Origin of the sequence: Hymenobacter cyanobacteriorum, assembly GCF_022631375.1 — a bacterium.
Classification (GTDB): Bacteria; Bacteroidota; Bacteroidia; order Cytophagales; family Hymenobacteraceae; genus Hymenobacter; species Hymenobacter cyanobacteriorum.
On record NZ_JALBGC010000002.1, the window covers coordinates 987,198 to 1,003,070 of the forward strand.

The following is a 15,873-nucleotide window of genomic DNA, read 5'->3' on the forward strand; positions in this document are numbered from 1 at the left end:
AACCTGTAGGCAATGACGGAACCCGCAACTCCTCAAGAATCTTACTGCACTGCTGTCGGCAATATTGTTACTGAGCGACCATACGGTCCCGGCGGCGAAGAAATACGCACGGGCACCAAGCATTTCCGGCCAGGAGCTAAGGTGTACATTATCGATTATTTTGGAGGCATGTGCGAATCTGTGGTCGTGATTGGGCATCATCGTAAATCAAACCGGCCCATAAAGGCTATTATAAAGGCGAAATACATCGAAAACTTTCGCGTAAAACAGTGCATTAGTCTTGCGGCTATTCGCTTGATTAAAGAGCACCAAGCCAGTCCTCCAACTGCTGAACTGACGCAAGAATTTGCTGAGACGCTCTGTCGGATATTACCGCACTGGCGTTAGGAATTAAATAAATTGTCACTTGTTATTGGTTGTTCGTACTCAATACACGAATCAACTCCCCTCCCTTTTGTCCGACACCACCCCCACTTTCGCCCCCGTCGACCCCTACGCCATCGAAAAAGAGCTCCGCCAGGTGCAGGCGCTCATGAAGCTGGAGCAGCAGGAAGACCTGGTGCAATTCAAGCTCAAAAACGCCAAGGCCAGCATTCAGGAGCGCCAGCAGCGCGGCCTCACCTGGTACCCCGTCACCATCACGCAGGAAGACATTGGCTTCGGCGGCAAGGTGGTGCTGGAGCTGGAGCGGCCCGCCGGGCAGCAGGGCCTGCACCTGTTTCAAGTGGGCAAGAACGCCGCCCTGTTTGGCAACGTGCCCGGCCGCGCCGCCACCGACCGGCCCACCCTCAACGGCGTTATCACCAGCGTGCGGCGCAACAAGCTGCTGCTCGCCACCACCAAGGAAGACCTGCCCGACTGGGTGACCGAAGGCCACAAAATGGGCATCGACCTCACGTTTGATGAGGTGAGCTACCGCGAGATGGACTACGCCTTGGGCAAGGTGATGGGCGCCTACGGCGACCGCCTGGCCGAGCTGCGCGACATCCTGCTGGGCGCGAAGGAAGCCCGTTTCCGCGAGGAGAAAGCCACCGACCTCTTCTACCCCAGCCCGCTCAACGATTCGCAGCTGGCTGCCGTGCGCCACGTGCTGGCGGCCAAGGATGTGGCCATCATCCACGGTCCGCCCGGCACCGGCAAAACCACCACGCTGGTGCAGGCCATCCTGGAAACCATCCGGCGCGAGCGGCGCGTGCTGGTGTGCGCGCCCAGCAACACGGCCGTCGATTTGCTCACCGAAAAGCTGGCTGAGCGCGGCGTGAACGTCATTCGCATGGGCAACCCGTCGCGGGTTTCGGACCTGCTGTTGGAGCACACCTTGGATGCCCAGGTGATGAACCACAAGAGCTACAACGAGATGCGCTCGATGCGCCAGACGGCCGACCAGTACCGCGAAACCGCCAGCAAGCACGTCCGCAACTTCGGCTACGAAGAGCAGCAGCAGCGCCGAATGCTGAAGGAAGAAGCGCGCATGCTGTTCCAGCAGGCCGACGATTTGGAACGTTACATCACCGAGGATTTGCTCGAATCGGTGCAGGTGATAACGTGCACGCTGGTGGGCGCCAGCAACCGCAATATCCGCCACCTCACCTACGAAACGGTCTTTATTGATGAAGCCGCCCAGGCCCTGGAACCCGGCTGCTGGATTCCGATTGCCAAGGGCCAGCGCGTGATTCTGGCCGGCGACCACCACCAACTGCCGCCCACGGTGAAGAGCGACAAGGCCGGCGCGCTGCGCGAAACGCTGTTCGAGAAAGCCATCAAGCGCCAGCCCGGCACGGCCCGGATGCTCACGGTGCAGTACCGTATGCACGAGCAAATCATGCAGTTCAGCTCCGACCAGTTCTACGACGGCAAGCTAGTAGCCTATGAAACCGTGGCCCACGCCGGCCTCGATGCCTACGACCTGCGCTTCGCCCCCGACCTGCCCGTGGAATTCCTCGACACGGCCGGCTTCGGCTTCCAGGAAATCACCATCCCCGAAAGCCGCTCCACCGCCAACCCCGAAGAAGCGGACTTGTTGCTCAAGCGCCTCGCCCAGCTGCTGGAGCCCTATGACCCCGCCGACCACGAGGAAGACCCGCTCAGCATCGGCGTAATTGCCCCCTACCGCGCCCAAATCAACTATTTGAAGGACGCCATCGAGGAAAACGACGAGCTCAGCGGCTTCATGCTGCACCGCCAGCTCAGCGTCGGCACGGTAGACTCGTTCCAAGGCCAGGAGCGCGACATTATCGCCATCACCCTCACCCGCAGCAACAACCACGGCGAAATCGGCTTCCTTTCGGACATCCGCCGCATGAACGTGGGCATGACGCGCGCCCGCAAGAAACTGCTGCTCGTTGGCGATTCTTCGACGCTCAGCGCCCACCCGTTTTTCAAGGCGCTGATTGAGTATGTGGAGCAGATTGGCGGCTACCGCACCGCGTGGGAGTTGCAGGATTAAGCACTCAGGCACGCACATAAAAAAGGCTTTCAGCAATTGCTGAAAGCCTTTTTTAGTTAGCCCGTCATGCAGAGCGCAGCGAAGCATGACGGGCTTTTATCGGCTACCGGCCGCCGGGCGGGCAGTTCTCCTTCAGAAACTTGGTATAAGTAGCCGCCAAATGTTTGCTGGTGCCCTCTCCTTCCGAGATGCTGTGGGTGCGGTTGGGGTATGCCATCATTTGGAAGGTTTTGCCGTTTTTCACCAGCTCGCTTATCATCTGCTCGGCGTTGTTGTAGTGCACGTTATCATCGCCGGTGCCGTGGATGAGCAGCAGGTTGCCGCGGAGGTTTTTGGCGTGGGCCAGGGGCGAGTTGTCCACGAAGTAGTGCTTGTCTTCCGGCAACAGGCCCATGTAGCGCTCCTGGTAAATGTTGTCGTAGTTGAGCTGGTTATCAACGGCGGCGATGGAAATGCCGGTTTTGTAAATTTTCGGGTACTGGAACATTAGGCTGAGCGTGGAGGAGCCACCGCCGCTCCAGCCCCACACCGCCACCCGGCTGGTGTCGACCCAGTTGTTTTTCAGCACTTCGGTAGCCCCCATCGCCTGGTCACGGATGTTGAGCGCGCCGATGTTGTGGTAGATGGCCTTGCGAAACTCGCGGCCGCGCGGGGCCGGGGCGCCGCGGTTCTCGATGGAGGCGTAGATGTAGCCATCGTCGGCCATGCTGCCCTGGTAAAGGCGGTTAAAGCCCGTGCCGAAGTTGTCGGTCACCGTCTGGCTGGCCGGCTCGCCGTACACCATGAACACGATGGGGTATTTCTTGGCGGGGTCGAAGTTGGTGGGCTTCACCATCCAGCCGTCGAGCGTCACGCCGTCGGCGGTTTTCACCTGGAAAAATTCGGTTTTGGGCAGCTTCAGCGCTTTTGCCTGCGCCGGCATGTCGCCGCCGCTCAGGCGTTGGTGGGCGGGCAGAGCCACCACGTCCGACACCGGGTAGCTGCTGGCGCTGGCGTAGCGGTGCAGCGCCACCTTGCCGTTGGGCGACACCTCGTAGCTGTTGGTGCCGCTGAGGGCGGCGGGCGTCACGCGCTCGGCCTTGCCCCCTTTCAGCGGCACTTTGTAGAGGTAGCGCTGGGTGGCGTTGGTGGGCGAAGCCAGGAAGTAGATGGTATTGCCGGCCTCATCAATGCGCTCGACGCTGACCACGTCGTAGTTGCCGGGCGTCAGCAGCTTCTCTTTGCCGCTGCGGTCAATCTGGTAGAGGTGGCGCCAGCCGTCTTTCTCGCTGGCCCACACGAAGCTTTTGCCGCCCTGCAGCCAGTCCCAGCCCACGGGCTCGTCCTTGGCGTTCACCCAGGCCTTGTCGGTTTCGGTGTAAATGGGCTTCACCGCGCCCGTGGCAGCCGTGCAAAGCATGAGCTTGCTCTCGTTCTGGCGCCGGTTCAGCTGCTGAATAATCAGCTCGTTGGCCCCGGCCCACTCCATGCGCGGAATGTAGTGCTGCACGGCGTCGCCGGGCACGTCCATCCACTTGGTAGCGCCGCCGCTCACGGCCACCACACCCACGCGGCAGCGGCTGGGGTCTTCACCCACCACCGGGTACTCCACGGGCACCGTGAATGGATACAGTGCATCCGTGGTGTTCAGCATCAGGTAGTTGCGCGTCTTGTTGGCATCGAGCTGCCAGTAGGCAATGCGCTGTCCGTCGGGGCTCCAGCGGAAGCCGTCGCGGCAGTCCAGCTCCTCCTCGTACACCCAATCGAAGGTGCCGTTGATGAGCTTGTCGGTGCCGTCGGCAGTGAGCTGGGTGATGGCGTGGTCGGCCAGGTTTTCCACGTACAGGTTGTGGCCGCTCACGTAGGCTACCTTACTCCCATCGGGCGAGAACTTGGCGAACATCAGCGACGACTCGGGCCGGCCCTTGCCCAGCTGCGTGAGCTGCTTGCTGCCGGTATCGTACACCCAGTAGTCACCGCGCGTGTCGTAGCGCCACACCTTTTTCGTGTTGGTGTTCAGCAAAATAAGCCGGCCGTCATCGGACAGCGCCACCCGGCGCACGCCCAGCGGGGTCGTCTGGCCGGCAGGCATGAGCTGGCGCTTGCTGAGCAGGGTGCGCGTCTGGCCGGGCTGGCGAATGTCCAATTGAACAACCGAATCGCGGCGCACCTCCAGGTAGCCGTAGCCGTCTTTGGTCCATTGGGTGCCGGCATTTTGGGCCCAGGCAGCGGCCGTGAGCAGCGAAAAGGTTGCGGTCAGAGCAGCCCGCCGGGCAGGAAAATAAGTCATCGGAGAGAGAAGAAATGGAAACTCGAATTCGGAACGCCAAAGCTACCCGGTTTTTCCAACTAAAAATCCCCGCCAGCAGATGCTGACGGGGATTTTTAGTTTAGCCGACAGGGTGTATTAAGCTCACGGCAAGTCAATCACCGACATTGTGTGCGGCGCGTCCGACTTCGCGTTCACGAAGTGCTTTTCCGGTTTATCAAAATCCGAGATGTACAGGCGCTTCCCTTTCAGCAGCACTTCGGCCGGCTGGTCGAGCTTGCCGCCGGCACCATCCGTGTCGGGGTTCTGGGCCAGCGTGGTCACGGTGTTGCCATTGCGCAGGTCCACCACTTCAATGGCGTTTTCGCGCGAGTTGCAGAGGTACATTTTATCTGTGGCGCGGTCGATAATCAGGCCGTCGACGCAGGGAATAGTTTTGCCAATGACGGTGAGGATTTCCTGCCCGGCCAGCGTGCCGTCCGGCTTCAGCGATACTTTGTAGAGCTTGCCGTCGCCAAAGCTGCCGGTGTAGAAGTTGCCTTTGCTGTCGTAATCGAGGCCGTCGGCCCCGTTGTCGACGCCGGTTTCGTTCATCGTCGTCGTGAACATGGCCAGCATATGCGGGTCCTTGGTTTTGGGCTTGAGGTGGACGGTGTCTTTGTTCAGTTCGGCCAGCGAAAATTTCATAATGGCGCTGCCCTTGTCATTATCGGGCAGGTCCCACTGGCTGTCGGTCACGTAAATCGTGTTGCCTTTCCAGACCACCGCGTTGGCCAGCGCAAAGTTGTCGACCACCGTGGTAATCGCGCCGGGCTTGCCGTTTTTCATCGTCACACGCATCAGGCGCGATTTGAAATCCTTGCTGTTTTCGTACTGGTTTTCGGCGTAGTACAGGTTGCCATCAGGGCCGAAAGCCAGGTCCATCGGCGCGGCCTTTTTCGTGGTAGGCTCCACGGGCAGGTTAGTAGCAAAGGGCTTGATGGTGCTCCCGTCAATCTCCATCAGCGAGGCCGGCTGGGAGTTATCGGCCAGGTTGGGCACTGACAGGATGAGGTGGCCATTAGGCGCCAGCGCCAGGCCGTCGGGGGTGTTGTGGGCGTCGTCGAGGGTAAAGAGCAATTGCGGGTTGCCAACGGTCGGCACTGAGGCGCCTTTAGCAGCAGTAGTGGCCGACGAATCGGTTTTTACCACGGCTTCCTTCTTCACGGCCTCGTCTTGCGTGGTGGGCGGGTTCGATTGGCAAGCGGCCAACAAGGCACTGCTTAGCACCGAGGCCGCCAGAGCGTTAAAAGAGGGAGTACGCATTGATAAACAGGTTGAAAGAAGTGGTTTTTGAGGCAGAAAGAATGCGTTCGGGTTACGCGCTCTGTCAAGTCCGGGTTATTTGGGTTGCCGCTTTACCCCTAGTTAACCGGTCCGTTTCTGAGGTGAAAAGCCGTCCTCCCCGGCCGGGCGCCTTAATATCTGTTCAAAACCTGCAGCCAAGCCTCCACACTACGCGTAGCGCAGCAACTGAACCTCAGCAGCTAGCCCAGTCTGAGCAAGAAAGAGCCCGAATCTTATGCAAAAAACAGCTCAACCCGCGTACAAAATCAGCCGTTAGCGAAAGCTAACGAACCATTTGCCCCACTTCATGAGCAAGAAACCACTCGCTAAGAAAACGCACGAAGACGCCGTCAGCACGGCTAAAACCAACGACCTCGCCAAAAATACCGACGATGGCTACGGCCAGTTCCTGACCTCGAACCAGGGCCTGCGCGTCAACGACGACCAGAATTCGCTCAAAGCCGGCGAGCGCGGCCCTTCGCTGCTCGAAGACTTTTTGCTGCGCGAAAAAATCACCCATTTCGACCACGAGCGCATTCCCGAGCGCGTGGTACACGCCCGTGGCGTGGCCGCCCACGGCTACTTTGAAGCCTACGGCAACGCCAGCGAGCTGAGCCGCGCCGCCTTCCTGCAGCCCGGCGCCGTGACGCCGGTATTCACGCGCTTCTCCACGGTGGCCGGCTCGCGCGGCTCCTCCGACATGGCCCGCGACGTGCGCGGCTTCGCCGTAAAATTCTACACCGAAGAAGGCGTGTACGACCTGGTGGGCAACAACATCCCGGTGTTCTTCATCCAGGACGCCATCAAGTTCCCCGACCTGATTCACGCCGTGAAACCGGAGCCGCACAACGAGATTCCGCAGGCCGCCTCGGCCCACGACACGTTCTACGACTTCATTTCGGCCAACCCCGAAAGCACGCACATGCTGCTGTGGGCCATGAGCGACCGGGGCCTGCCGCGCAGCCTGCGCATGATGGAAGGCTTCGGCGTACACACCTTCCGGATGGTGAACGCCGAGGGCAAGTCAGTTTTCGTGAAATTTCACTGGAAGCCGCTGCTCGGCACGCACGCCATTGCCTGGGAAGAAGCGCAGCAGATTTCGGGCAAAGACCCCGACTTTCACCGCCGCGACCTCTGGAACTGCATCGAAATGGGCGCCTACCCCGAGTGGGAGTTGGGCGTGCAAGTAATTCAGGAAGAGGACGAGCGCAAGTTCGATTTCGACATCCTGGACTCGACCAAGCTGATTCCGGAGGAGCTGGTGCCGGTGACGAAAATCGGCAAAATGGTGCTCAACCGCAACGTCGACAACTACTTCGCCGAAACCGAGCAGGTGGCGTTCTGCCTGAGCCACATCGTGCCGGGCATCGACTTTTCGAACGACCCGTTGCTGCAGGGCCGCCTGTTTTCCTACCTCGACACCCAGCTTAAGCGCCTCGGCGGCCCCAACTTCCACGAGATTCCGATTAACCGCTCCATCGCGCCCATTCACAACAACCAGCGCGACGGCCACATGCGCCAGACCATAAACAAAGGCCAGGTGGCCTATGGCGTCAATCAGCTGAACGACGGCTACCCGCAGCAGGCTAAGCGCAGCGAAGGCGGCTTCAACACGGTGCACGAGCGCGTGGAAGGCCACAAAATCCGCCTCCGCAGCAAGAGCTTTGTTGACCACTACAGCCAGGCCAAGCTGTTCTGGAACAGCCAGACGGACGCCGAGAAGATGCACATCGTGAAAGCCCTGCGCTTCGAACTCAGCCACGTGCAGAAGGAGTTTGTGCGCACCCGCACCCTCCTGCAGCTCGCGCAGGTCGACGCCGAGCTGGCCCGCCGCGTGGCCGAAGGCCTGGGCGCCGCCGTGCCCTCCGCCGACGGCGTGCAATTGAACCTGGCCGTGCCCGCCGATGGCGACGTGGCCCACTACCAGTCGGCCCCGGTGAAAGACGGCAGCGCCAGCTCGCCCACGCTCAGCATCGCGCCCGACAGCCCCATCAACACCGGTAAAGCCAGCATCAAAACCCGTCACATCGCCATTCTGGCCACCGACGGGGCCGATGTGGCCGCCATCGGCAGCCTGATGAAGGCCCTGATGGACGAAGGCGCCCAAAGCGCCATTATCGCCACCCACCTGGGCACCATCAACGGCGTGGGCGGCGAGGAGCTGCTGGTAAACGGCACGTTCCACTCCACCGCCTCGGTGCTGTTTGATGCCGTATACGTAGCTGGCGGCGAGAAAAGCGTGGCGGCGCTGAAGCAGAACGCCGACGCCGTGCGCTTCGTGAACGAGGCTTTCCGCCACTGCAAGCCGCTGGCTGCATCGGGCGCAGGCGTGGAGCTGCTGAAAGCCGCCGCATACCCCGGCGCCGAGGATATTCTGAGCGCCGATGGCGTGGTTGTCAGCTCCGAAGCCCAGGTGAGCGGGCTGGCCCCGCAGTTCATCGCCGCCATCAAGAAGCACCGCTTCTGGAGCCGCGAGCTGAAGGCCATGCCAGCGTAGGTTTTAATTTGGCCTGACCCTAATAATGGGTAATAAAAAAACGTCATGCTGAGCGTAGCCGAAGCATCTCTTCCACGCAACTAATTCATTTTAGTATTGCGGGAGAGATGCTTCGAATGCGCTGAGCATGACGTTCTGCTTTTTTCCTGATACGCCTGCCGTTCCCGGCAGAACTTCCTTTCTTTGTGCCTCAGCCGCCCGGGCTGGCCCTATCCCCTCCCCCAAATCCCCACTCTATTCTCATGGCTGCAATCAGCGATAAAAAAGTCGTCACCATTACCTACGACCTCAGCGTCACCGACGAAAACCAGGAAAAAGTATTGGTCGAATCGGCCGAAGCCGACGCGCCCATGGTCTTCCTGTTCGGCCACAGCGGCCTGCCCGAAGAGTTTGAAGCCCAGCTCGACGGCAAAAACGCCGGCGACTCGTTCGAGTTCAGCCTCACCCCCGAGCAGGCCTACGGCGAGTACGACGAGCAGGCGCTGGTCGAAATCCCGAAGGAAGTTTTCCTCATCGACGGCAAGCTGGATGACGAAATGCTGCAGCCCGGCAACTTCCTGCCCATGGCCGACAACGAGGGCAACCACATGCAGGCCAAAGTGGTGAGCATTGGCGATTCCGTCGTGAAAATGGACTTCAACCACCCGCTGGCCGGCATGGTGATGCACTTCACCGGCAAGGTAGAAGATGTGCGCGAAGCCACCGCCGAGGAGTTGGCCCACGGCCACGTGCACGGCGAAGGCGGCCACCAGCACTAGGCAACCTTACGGCCGCAAAAGCCGTTTTGAACAGCGCGGGAGCGGTTTGCCACGGGGCAGGCCGCTCCCGCTTGCATTATCCGCCGGCCCGGTTTCCGGGCCTTAATTCCGTTGCTTATGACGTTGATTTCCTTGATTGGCAGCCTCGCGGCCTTCCTCACCACCGCCGCCTACGTGCCCCAGGCCTACAAAACCATCAAAACGCGCTCCACGGCCAGCCTTTCGCTGCCGACTTACGTGATGCTGTTTATGGGCACCTGCCTGTGGGCCGTGTACGGCATCTACATCGAGGATATTCCGGTGCTGGCGGCCAACCTGGTGACGGCTGCGCTGGCGGGCATTATTCTGGTGCTGAAGCTCACGGCCAAGCCGGAAACCGAGGAATAGCGGCGCGGGCCCTTACCTTCCGGGAGCGGTTTGCCATGCGGCAGGCCGCTCCCGTTTTTTTGGGGACGGGCCAACGCTCAATCCTGCTCGGGTTGCGCCGCCATTTCTTCCGTTTCGCCTTCCTTTCCGCTTATGAATACTGTTTCCGTGATTGGGGGCGTGGCCGCCCTGCTCACCACGGTGGCCTACGTGCCCCAGGCCTACAAAACCATCAAAACGCGTTCGACGGCCAGTTTGTCGCTGCCCACCTACATCATGCTTTTTCTGGGCACCTGCCTGTGGCTGGCGTATGGCATCATGCTCGGCGACTGGTCCATCATCTTCACCAACCTGGTTTGTGGCCTGCTGGGCAGCGTTATCCTGTATCTGAAGCTGATTGAGAAGCCCGGCACCGATGCCGAAGCCGTGGCGCAACGGCCGTAGTGCCGCACTGCGATAAGCCTTATCTCGCACCACGACAAGGCTTATCTCGCACCGCGATAAGGCTTATGCCGCGCCCGAACAAGTGCGCCAGCCCGAGCCGGGCCTGGCTACGCGACCTCTGCCAGCAGGGCCGCGACGTGCTTTTGAAGTTGGGGGAAGAATTCCCGGAAATCGGCCTCGTAGGCGGCATAATTGGCCACCAGCTCCGTAGCCGCCGTTTCCATGCCCGAGCCGGCCGAGGCGCGGCGGCTCAGGCCACTCAGGGCGCGGGCGATGCCGGCCGGTTCGGCGTAGCCCAGCAGCCAGTTGTGCTGGGCCATGTAAAACAGCATCTGCGGCACGCGGGGCGGCATTTCGGCTTCGCGCGTCTGGAGCAGGGCGTAGACGCGGCGGGCAAAATCGGACAACGGTTCGGCGCTGAATTCAGGGAAGTTGCGGGCCAGGAAATGGTCGAGGAACATGTCCGAAATCACGCCGGCGTACTTGCCGTAGCCGGCTTCGCGCAGGCGCTGGGTGCTGCGGCGCACCACGGGGTGCTGGTCGGTGAAGGTATCGATGGCCCGGTGCAGGCGGATGCCGGCCTGCACGCCGGGCGCGTAGTTTTCGAGCTGGCGGCCGGGCACCGAGTCGGCAATGAAGTTACCCAGGAGCACGTCGGCGTAGCGGGCCGTGCCGGGCGCGCCGGAGAGGAAAAGATGGGCCAGGAAGTTCATTTGAAGGAGAGGGTAATGTCCGTCATGCAGCGCGCAGCGAAGCATCTTTACCGCAACAGTAAACAATATCGATTGGGTTACTTCTACGGTAAAGATGCTTCGCTGCGCGCTGCATGACGTGCCCCTAGCCCCCCTTCCCGACAGAGTTTATTCAACCCCGGCCGGCTGGCTGCCGTAAGCCCATCAGGCCGCCAACCAAAACCGACGGCCGGTTCTTTCACCTCCCCAACTCTCCCTCCCATGTCCGAAAAGTCGCCCGTAACCCACGACCTGACTCAACTGTTCGAAAAAATCAAGGAAGTGCGCATGGCCATGCTCACCACCACCGACGAGCACGGCAGCCTGCACAGCCGCCCCATGGCCACCATCAAGCCCGGCGAAGACCAGGCCCTGTATTTCCTGACCGATTCGGAATCGGCCAAAGTCTACGAAATCAAAAAAGACAGCCAGGTAAACCTGAGCTATTCCGACCCGAGCAGCAACGTATACGCCTCGGTATCGGGCAAGGCCAACGCCTACCGCGACGAAGCCAAAATTGCCGAGCTTTGGAGCGAGCCCATGCGCGGCTGGTTTCCCAAAGGCAAGGACGACCCGCACATCACCATCCTGAAAGTGAACATCGAAAAGGCCGAATACTGGGATTCGCCCAGCAGCCTGCTGGTGCAGGCCTACGCCTACGTGCGCGCCGTGGTAACCGGCGAGCGCAGCAAGGACGACGACGTGAACCAGCACGCCCAGGTGCAGCCCAAGTAAGGTGCTGCCCCAGCATTTGCGAAAGGCCGGAAGCAATTCCGGCCTTTTTTTGTTGCCTGAAACCCCGCCGCCCGATTTCTGCCGCGCCTTCCATTCCGCATGTCGCATACCACGCTCACCGTTTTCACCCTCCGGCCCGGCCACCGCCGCTGGGGCCTCGCCCAGATGGGCACCTCGCCCGGCCCGCTCAAAAAAGTGCCGGGCCTGCGGTTTTTCAAGCTGATGGGCAGCGGCGCGGCCAACGGCTTCGGCTTCTGGCCCAACCTCGACCGCTACGGCCTGATGGCCGTGTGGGAGGATGTCGCCGCTGCCGAAGCCTTTTTCGAGTGCCACCCGCTGTGGGCCGGTTATCGCCAGCGCAGCGCCGAGCAGTGGACGGTGGCCCTCGCCCCCATCAAAGCCCAGGGCCTGTGGGATGGGCTGAATCCGTTCGCTGAGCAACTGGCCACGGCACCTTATACAACAACCGCTTCTTCAGCAGCAGCTCCGGAACCACCGGTGGCCGTGCTCACGCGGGCCAGTATTCGCTGGCGCAAAGCGTCGCGCTTCTGGCAGTTCGTCGAGCCCACGAGCGCGGCCCTGGCGCAGGTGTCCGGCGTGCGGGCGGCCATTGGCCTGGGTGAGCTGCCGCTGGTGCGGCAGGCCACGTTCAGCGTCTGGGAATCGGCCCGGGCCATGCAGGATTACGCCTACAAGGATGCCCGCCACCGCGAAGTCATCCAACTCACGCGCCGCGAAAACTGGTACGGCGAGGAACTGTTTGCCCGCTTTCGGGTGCTGGGCAGCACCGGCACGCTCGATGGCCGCGACCCGCTGGCGGGCCTGGTGTAACAAACACGATTTATGCGTCTGTCATCTTGAGCGCAGCGAAGGACCTTGTCACGTTCGAACGATTTGTTCTGACGTGACAAGGTCCTTCGCTGCGCTCAGGATGACAGCGTCGCAACGGAATCAACTTGCAACACGATTGATTCAACCCTAAATCAATCGCGCAAATTGTACCGCCGCAGCCAGGCCCGCGCATTAGCTGTGAGCTCCGGGTGCGGGTCAGTTTCGACCTGCACGCCGGCGGGTGGGCTGGCCGGCTGGTCGGTAGGGATTACAAACCACGTCACGTCGCCGGGTGTTGCGCCGGGCGAGGTAATTACCTGGTTATGGCCGGTTCCTTCGTACACCTGCACGGCAATGCCTTCCGGAAGCGCCCCCCGCAGCTCAAATACGTCGTTGCCGGCCAGTCCGTACACGTCAATGCTGGTCGTCGTCTGGGGCACGAACGTGCGGTCCAGCAGCAGGCTATCGGGGCGGCCGGCGCGGCGGGCCAACATTTGCACGCGCAGCAGGCCGCTGTCGGTTCCGCTCAGCACAAACCGCTCGGCCTGGTCGGTGCCAATCAGCCAGGCTTCTTTGTTCAGCAGCTCAAAATATTGGCGGGCTACGGCCGGCAGCTGCTCGCGGCGGGCGCGCAGCAGGGGCACGAAGCGCGCAGCAATAGCGGCCCGCAGTTCGGGCGGCCCCTGGGCGAAGGCCTGGTTCAGCACGACATCACTTAGGGCGGCCCGCACCGAGTCGGCCACCTGCCGGAAATCGTCGGCGCTGAGGCTGGTGAGCAAGGTGCGGTCGAGGGCGCGGGCGGTGGTGGTGAGGCCGTCCACGTTTTCGAGCCGGATGGGGCCGCGAAACGTCTGGTACTTGGGCGCAAACCACGATACCAGCCGCGTTACAATACCGTCATCGAACAGAAAAAAAGCCTGGTCACGGTCGCGCGGCACGGGGCGGTAGGCCATGCGGCCGGGCTGCGGGAAGCTGGCCCAGCGCCACTGGTCTTCGCGGCGGCTCCAGTCGCCCACCAGCAGGTCGAGCAGGCGGGCGCGCAAGTAGGCGCGGGCGGGCACGTGGGCACCGGGGTGGCGGCTCAGCGCCGCCAGCATGTGGGCCGAGTTCACCACGTTGGGCGAGTGGCCGAAGCTGACGACCCCGCACTGGTTGCCATCGGGCCGCTCCTCCAGCAGGTACAGCGCGTTGCCGTAGGCCGCCCGGAACTTCCCCAGGCCGGGGTCGGCGCCCACGTACACCAGGCGCGGGTTGGCGTGCAGCATACCGGCGGCTTCGGCCAGGTAGGCGGCCGGGTAGGCGCCGTAGGGCTGAGTGGCGCTGGTCTGGTCCTTGAGCAGGCCACGCAGCAGGTTTTTCTTCCAGCCGGGTTGTAGCGCTGCGCTCATGTCCTTGTCCACCGAGCGCAGCACGTAGTCGCGGCCATCGGGCGCGCGTAGGCGCAGGGTGTGGCTCTGGTAGCTGCCGCCGGCCTGCAGCGGCACCAGCCCGCCGGGCACGGCCGTGGCCAGCCGCAGCACCGGCACCGTCACGGGCGTGTTCCAGAGGGTGCGGTAGTGCTGGCCGAAAAACGCCCGCCACACCGCGCCCCGGGCATATTGCGGACCGGGGGCCACGCGCACCGAGGCCGAGTCGGCGGCCCAGATGGCGGCGGGCGGGCCGGCGGCCGGGCCGGTGCAGCCGCCCAGCGCCAGCGCGCTTAGCAGGCCCAGTCCGGCCAGTGCCCCGCAATGTTCACGTAGTAGTTCCGGCATGAGTGGCCTGTTTGGCAAGGGCTCGAAAACGCGGGCCGCGCCTCCGTCCGGCCCACCTTTACGGCGAAGCTGCGTTAAAGGCTCATTCCCGCCGCCGCGTTTTTTCTTCGGATGCCTCTTTTCCATCTTTTTCAAGCCCGATGCCGGTGGCACTTACTCGCCGCGCTGGGCCTGAGCCTGGCGGGCAGCAGCTGCGCCCGCCGCCACTACTTCCAGCCCGATGCCCGCGTGGGAGCCGGCAGCGCCCAGCCCCTGCCCACCACTGCCGACTCAGTGCTGGCCACGGCCGGCCGCCACTACAACCGCCATTCCAAGTTCTACCGCTTTTTCCTGGGCCGGCACTACCGCCGCGTGTGGGCCGCTCCGGTCACGGTGCCGGTGCTCGACCTGGCCACTGCCGCGCCCGGCGGCCTGCGCCCGGGCAAAGCCGGCGGCGGCTACCAAAGCATCAGCATGACGCTGGAAGGGCGGCAAGGCCGCGAATACGCCCTGCGCGCCCTCGACAAAGAGCCCAGCAAAACGCTGCCGAAAGTCATTCGGCCCACCTTCGTGCTGAACGTGGTGCGCGATGCCACTTCGGCGGCCATTCCCTACGGCGCGCTCACGGTGCCGCCGCTGGCCCGGGCGGCGGGCGTGCCCCACACCCGCCCGCGCATCGTGTACGTGCGGGCCGATGAAACCGGCCTGGGCGAGTCGTCGGCACGGTTTCAGGGCAAGCTGGCGTTGCTCGAAGAGAAGTACGATGCCATCGCCTCGCGCACGCCCGACCTGGCCGGAGCGGCCGATTTCGACGGCGGCGAAACCATGCTGAAACAGGTGTACCGCCACCCGGCGCACTACATCGACCAGCCCGCTTTCCTGCGCGCCCGCCTGCTCGACGTGTGGCTCGGCGACTGGGACCGGCACGAGGGCCAGTGGAGCTGGGCCGAGTTCCGCGAGCCCGGCGGCCGGGTGCGCTACGTTGGCATTCCTAAAGACCGCGACCAAGTGTATTTTCGGTTTGATGACGGTGTGATTCCGTGGCTGGCGGCCCGGCGCTTCATCGCGCCCCAGTTCCAGACCTTTCGCAACGAGTACAACAGCATTGCCGGGCTGGTGAAACAGGCCCGGTTTATCGACCAGCGCGGCCTCTCACTAATGACGCGGTCCGACTTCGCCCGCACCGCCCAGGATTTGCAGCGCCGCCTGCCCGATTCGGTTATCGAGCGCGCCCTGCGCCGCCTGCCGCCCACGGTGTACGCGCTGGAAGGCCGCCGGCTGGGCGAGGCCCTCAAAGCCCGCCGCGCAACCCTGCCCCGGGCCGCCGAGGCCTTTTATCGTACGCTGGCCCGCCAGCCCGAGCTGGGCGGCACGGCCCAGGCCGAGCGGTTCGTGGTGCACCGCTTCGCCGACTCGACGACCGTGCAGATTTTTATGGTTGCGAAACAAACCCGGCCGGCCGGTGATTCGCTGCGTTTCAGACGCACGTACTTTCGCCAGGAAACCCGCGCCATCAGCCTGGATGGCCTGGGCGGCGACGACGTGTTTGAGATAACAACGACCACGGGAGCGCGCCCCATGCGCCTGCTGCTCTACGGCGGCGAAGGCCACGACCAGTTGCGCCTCAGCGGCAGCGGCCGGCAGCTGAAACGCTACGATGACGCCTCGGACCTGACGGCCGTCGGCACGCCTCCTACTCATCGGCCTCACAAAAGGCACCGGCCCTACGACCGGCTGAATGATGATTGAGTAGAGACG

Annotated in this window: 13 protein-coding genes; 9 read left to right on the forward strand and 4 right to left on the reverse strand. The window is 62.6% G+C overall.

Translation table 11 applies throughout. The features are described 5' to 3' along the window. The first annotated feature begins 12 nt into the window (after nucleotides 1–12). Nucleotides 13–387, forward strand: coding sequence for a hypothetical protein (locus MON38_RS09335; protein WP_241935887.1), 375 nt, complete (start codon nucleotides 13–15; stop codon nucleotides 385–387). Between the two features lie 67 nt (nucleotides 388–454). Further along, nucleotides 455–2,446 carry an AAA domain-containing protein gene (locus MON38_RS09340; protein WP_241935888.1) on the forward strand — a complete coding sequence of 664 codons (1,992 nt, stop codon included), beginning with the start codon at nucleotides 455–457 and terminating at the stop codon, nucleotides 2,444–2,446. Nucleotides 2,447–2,549: 103 nt separating this feature from the next. Here the strand turns inward: MON38_RS09340 and MON38_RS09345 are convergent, their stop codons facing one another. Both MON38_RS09345 and MON38_RS09350 read right to left on the reverse strand, forming a co-directional pair. Next, entirely contained in the window at nucleotides 2,550–4,715 is a 2,166-nt protein-coding gene (locus MON38_RS09345; protein ID WP_241935889.1) for a S9 family peptidase, read from the reverse strand. Between the two features lie 123 nt (nucleotides 4,716–4,838). Further along, nucleotides 4,839–5,999, reverse strand: a complete 1,161-nt coding sequence (locus MON38_RS09350) for an SMP-30/gluconolactonase/LRE family protein (RefSeq protein ID WP_241935890.1) — start codon at nucleotides 5,997–5,999, stop codon at nucleotides 4,839–4,841. 328 nt (nucleotides 6,000–6,327) lie between these two features. On the opposite strand from MON38_RS09350, the gene MON38_RS09355 reads away from it, so the two are divergent. The 4 genes from MON38_RS09355 (at nucleotide 6,328) to MON38_RS09370 (ending at nucleotide 10,085) form a co-directional block, all read left to right on the forward strand. Next, a complete protein-coding gene (locus MON38_RS09355; protein WP_241935891.1) occupies nucleotides 6,328–8,517 on the forward strand; it encodes a catalase in 2,190 nt (729 codons plus the stop codon). A gap of 242 nt (nucleotides 8,518–8,759) precedes the next feature. After that, nucleotides 8,760–9,275 (forward strand): FKBP-type peptidyl-prolyl cis-trans isomerase, encoded by a 516-nt coding sequence (locus MON38_RS09360; RefSeq protein WP_241935892.1) that lies wholly within the window; start codon nucleotides 8,760–8,762, stop codon nucleotides 9,273–9,275. 117 nt (nucleotides 9,276–9,392) lie between these two features. Then, entirely contained in the window at nucleotides 9,393–9,662 is a 270-nt protein-coding gene (locus tag MON38_RS09365; RefSeq protein WP_241935893.1) for a SemiSWEET family sugar transporter, read from the forward strand. Nucleotides 9,663–9,794: 132 nt separating this feature from the next. Next, on the forward strand, nucleotides 9,795–10,085 hold the full coding sequence (locus tag MON38_RS09370) for a SemiSWEET family sugar transporter (protein ID WP_241935894.1): 291 nt from the start codon (nucleotides 9,795–9,797) through the stop codon (nucleotides 10,083–10,085). A gap of 107 nt (nucleotides 10,086–10,192) precedes the next feature. Here the strand turns inward: MON38_RS09370 and MON38_RS09375 are convergent, their stop codons facing one another. Further along, nucleotides 10,193–10,798 (reverse strand): acyl carrier protein phosphodiesterase, encoded by a 606-nt coding sequence (locus tag MON38_RS09375; RefSeq protein ID WP_241935895.1) that lies wholly within the window; start codon nucleotides 10,796–10,798, stop codon nucleotides 10,193–10,195. Between the two features lie 240 nt (nucleotides 10,799–11,038). Between MON38_RS09375 and MON38_RS09380 the strand changes: the two genes are divergently transcribed. Both MON38_RS09380 and MON38_RS09385 read left to right on the forward strand, forming a co-directional pair. Next, the gene (locus MON38_RS09380) at nucleotides 11,039–11,551 is read left to right on the forward strand and encodes a pyridoxamine 5'-phosphate oxidase family protein (RefSeq protein WP_241935896.1); all 513 of its coding nucleotides are present in this window, start codon (nucleotides 11,039–11,041) and stop codon (nucleotides 11,549–11,551) included. Between the two features lie 99 nt (nucleotides 11,552–11,650). Continuing rightward, nucleotides 11,651–12,382, forward strand: coding sequence for a spheroidene monooxygenase (locus MON38_RS09385; RefSeq protein ID WP_241935897.1), 732 nt, complete (start codon nucleotides 11,651–11,653; stop codon nucleotides 12,380–12,382). A gap of 152 nt (nucleotides 12,383–12,534) precedes the next feature. Here MON38_RS09385 and MON38_RS09390 read toward each other — a convergent pair whose 3' ends face one another. Next, complete coding sequence (locus tag MON38_RS09390; RefSeq protein WP_241935898.1) at nucleotides 12,535–14,136, reverse strand: hypothetical protein; 1,602 nt, start codon at nucleotides 14,134–14,136, stop codon at nucleotides 12,535–12,537. A 111-nt stretch (nucleotides 14,137–14,247) separates the two neighbouring features. Here MON38_RS09390 and MON38_RS09395 point away from each other — a divergent pair, with 111 nt between their 5' ends. Then, on the forward strand, nucleotides 14,248–15,864 hold the full coding sequence (locus MON38_RS09395; RefSeq protein WP_241935899.1) for a hypothetical protein: 1,617 nt from the start codon (nucleotides 14,248–14,250) through the stop codon (nucleotides 15,862–15,864). Nucleotides 15,865–15,873: the final 9 nt, after the last annotated feature.